Source organism: Longicatena sp. (genome assembly GCF_982403165.1).
This window is the reverse complement of sequence record NZ_CEVYEL010000108.1, coordinates 1-2819: the sequence shown is the minus strand read 5'-3', so window position 1 is coordinate 2819 and position 2819 is coordinate 1. Positions and strand designations below refer to the sequence as shown.

The following is a 2819-nucleotide window of genomic DNA, read 5'->3' as shown; positions in this document are numbered from 1 at the left end:
TTAGATAAAGCTAAAGCTGTACAGGCAGATGGCTACACAAGTGCAAGCTATGCGAAGTTACAGGAAGCAATCAAGGCAGCTGAAAAAGTATATGCCGATGATAAGGCAACACAGGATGCTGTAAATGCACAGGTAACAGCAATCGAAAAAGCTATTTCGGCTTTAGAAAAGGAAGAAACACCAATTGTTGCTAATAAGGCAGAGCTGAAAAAAGCGTTAGATAAAGCCAAAGCAATACAGGCAGATGGCTACACAAGTGCAAGCTATGCGAAACTACAAGAAGCAATCAAGGCAGCTGAAAAAGTTTATGCCGATGATAAGGCAACACAGGATGCTGTAAATGCACAGGTAACAGCAATTGAAAAAGCTATTTCGGCTTTGAAAAAAGAAGAAACACCAATTGTTGTAGACAAAGCAGAACTGAAAAATGCATTAGATGAAGCCAAAGCTATACAGGCAGAGGGCTTTACAAGTGCAAGCTATGCGAAGCTACAGAAAGCGATCAAAGCAGCCGAAAAAGTTTATGCTGACGCTGCAGCAAGTCAAGATGATGTGAAAGTACAAGTAAAGAATATTCAAAAAGCAATTCAATCCTTAGAGGCAGTTAGTCAAACTAGTGCCAAAGCGATTTTACAAAACTTAGTTGAAAAAGCTGAAAAGAAAAAAGAAAGTGCTTATACCGCTGCATCTTGGAAAACATTTGAAAAAGCATTAAAAGATGCTAAAAACATCTTACAAAAGAAAGATGCAACAAAAGTTGAAATTCAACAAGCATATGAAACACTTGTGACAGCATTACAACAGTTGAAAGCAATTGAGCAACACAAAAAAGAGCCAGTTAACACAACAGACAAAACAGATACGCCTAAAACAGGGGATACTTCGCAGGCACAAACAGCAGGTATCATGGTTATCTTAAGTGGAGCTGTCTTAGCAGTATTGCGCAAGAAAAGAAAGTATGTAGAAGAATAAATGAACTTGAAGAGGCAAGATGAATTGTCTCTTCTTTTCTTACAGAATAAATAGAAATACTTTAGGATTTATTAAGATATGAAAGATAGATTTTTGGTATCATAAAGAAGAAGGAAGGTGGAAGGGTATGAAACGATTCCGTATTATTATGTTGAGTGTTGTGCTTTGTGTTATCTTCACAGGCTGTAAAGGAACCATCAGCAACGATGTAGAGATCGACTATGGAGTTTCCACAAAGTATTCCAGACTAGAACTTGAAGAAGCGGTAAACGTCATAAAAAAAGATTTTGTACGATCATTTGAAGATTGTACGATGGAACGTTTGGTGTATGCCGGGGATAAACAATCAAAAGAACATGGAGAGTACTATACAAAAGCAGATACCCTTTTGTTTTTCATGGATTATAAAACCGGCAACTTTAGCAGTGATACATTAAATAAAAACAGTGAATATCCTGAATGGCAGATCATGTTAGTAAAAGATGCATCAGGAGTCTGGAAAATATATCCTAGTGGTTGCGGATATGGATAATAAGATGGAATATAAATATTTGACAAATGTGTGATGAAAGGCCAGAAAAACACTGGCCTTTTTTCTTGTGAAAGATAACATCAAAATACAAATGTCCATCATTTGATGTGACACATATGTTATTTCGCGGTGGAAACTGATATAATAGACACATAAAAGGAAGTGGACGTATGCGCTTTTTAAAGAAATTCATCGTTTCATTCTTGGCAATCACCTTAGCTGTTTTAACAAGCTTTGTTAATGGTACATATCAGCTGAAAGCGAAGACCTATTTCTTTGCTCGCAGCAGCGCACCTTCAAAAAGTGATTTTCATTATTATTCGGATCAAAATATATATTATAAATATGATTATGGTATGCCCAATTGTACGGCATATGCGTGGGGAAGAGCCTATGAAATATTAGGAGAACCCCCACAATTATCTACCGGGATGGCGAAAGAATGGTACGATTACAATACAAAACATCATTATTATGCGTATGGTTCTATACCTAAGGTTGGCAGTGTGATGTGTTGGAATGGAGATTGGGGAGGTCATGTGGCTATTGTGGAAAAAATTGAAGGAGAATATCTGACCATTTCCAATTCCAGTTATGGTGGGGAAGCCTTTTACACACAGACCAATACCTTCGCATATCTAAAAACGTATTATCCGGGATTTCAAGGCTTTCTCTATTTGCACGATTTTACACCTGCCGTCAATCTTGCTAAACCGAAGCTAAGGGTTAGCCGTTCAGGGATGAATTACACTTTTCAATGGGACAAAATAGCCGATGCTACTACTTATCAGATTGATGTATGTCATGATGCGGAATGTGAATTAACTGACGAATTTGTTACAAGCAAACTCACCTTCACCAAAGCATTTGCCGATCAACCTTACTGGGTAAGAGTACATGCACAACATAATGACTTTGCTAGTGTTTCTAATACGGTGGGAGTGAATCCGGCAGCATATCATCTGATGGGGACAAAGCAAAATCTAGGAACGCATTTTTATGCCCAAATTGCATTTGGTGATATCTATGTAAAAAATGTTAACCATACGGCAATGCTGGAAACAGCGACCAATGATGACAAAGGAATATACGAATTTATACGTCAAAAAGATGGCAGCTATACGATAAAAGATACGAAAACTAAAGAATTACTGACCTCTATGCGACAAAAAAATAATGTAGATTTATTTTTTACAAACATAGATGATACAAAGAATCAGGCATTTTTTCTTCGAAAGTTAAAAAAAGGTTATGCATTACAGCCTAGTGTACTGTATTGTTGACATTTAACTAAATATTTATAGCTATTATAGCC

Annotated in this window: 3 protein-coding genes; all 3 read left to right on the top strand. The window is 36.9% G+C overall.

What is annotated here, in order from left to right; all coding sequences use genetic code 11:
* The coding region (locus AC1VS3_RS12875) for an LPXTG cell wall anchor domain-containing protein (RefSeq protein WP_481275684.1) at positions 1 to 972 on the top strand (972 nt) is incomplete at its 5' end.
* Between the two features lie 127 nt (positions 973 to 1099).
* Positions 1100 to 1504, top strand: a complete 405-nt coding sequence (locus AC1VS3_RS12870; RefSeq protein ID WP_008687520.1) for a hypothetical protein — start codon at positions 1100 to 1102, stop codon at positions 1502 to 1504.
* 170 nt (positions 1505 to 1674) lie between these two features.
* Positions 1675 to 2787 (top strand): CHAP domain-containing protein, encoded by a 1113-nt coding sequence (locus AC1VS3_RS12865; protein ID WP_481275683.1) that lies wholly within the window; start codon positions 1675 to 1677, stop codon positions 2785 to 2787.
* Positions 2788 to 2819: the final 32 nt, after the last annotated feature.

Excerpts from the sequence above, each read along its gene's own strand:
- AC1VS3_RS12870 (WP_008687520.1), top strand. The coding sequence starts at position 1,100 with ATGAAACGATTCCGTATTATTATGTTGAGTGTTGTGCTTTGTGTTATC.
- AC1VS3_RS12865 (WP_481275683.1), top strand. The coding sequence starts at position 1,675 with ATGCGCTTTTTAAAGAAATTCATCGTTTCATTCTTGGCAATCACCTTA.